The sequence below is a fragment of the Neisseria sp. HMSC078H04 genome, from assembly GCF_001838135.1.
GTDB lineage: Bacteria > Pseudomonadota > Gammaproteobacteria > Burkholderiales > Neisseriaceae > Neisseria.
The window spans coordinates 1-287 of sequence record NZ_KV835827.1; the positions used below are offsets into that span (position 1 = coordinate 1).

Genomic DNA, 287 nt, shown 5'->3' on the forward strand with positions numbered 1-287 from the left:
GCCCTTCCCTTCGGCGGCTTTGTCGGAAAGGATGTTGTGGGCGGGGTCAAAGGCGAAGGTTTCGCTGCGGCCGGTTTGGCTGTTGCGGGCTTCCTGAATGCGTCCGATTTTGTCGTAAACGTAATTGAGTACGCCGCTTCTTTGGTCGGCGCTTTGGATCAGGTTGCCGGCTTTGTCGTAAGCGTAGCGGCGGTTGACGGCACCACCGGCCAGCGGGTTTTGTTTGCCGTGAAGCGTTTGTGTGCCGCTCCAGACGGTACGCTGGCTTTTCAGACGACCCATGGGGT

Annotated in this window: 1 pseudogene; it reads right to left on the reverse strand. The window is 59.2% G+C overall.

The features are described from left to right. Positions 1-287, reverse strand: a pseudogene (locus HMPREF2560_RS11115) (hypothetical protein); the annotation flags it as partial.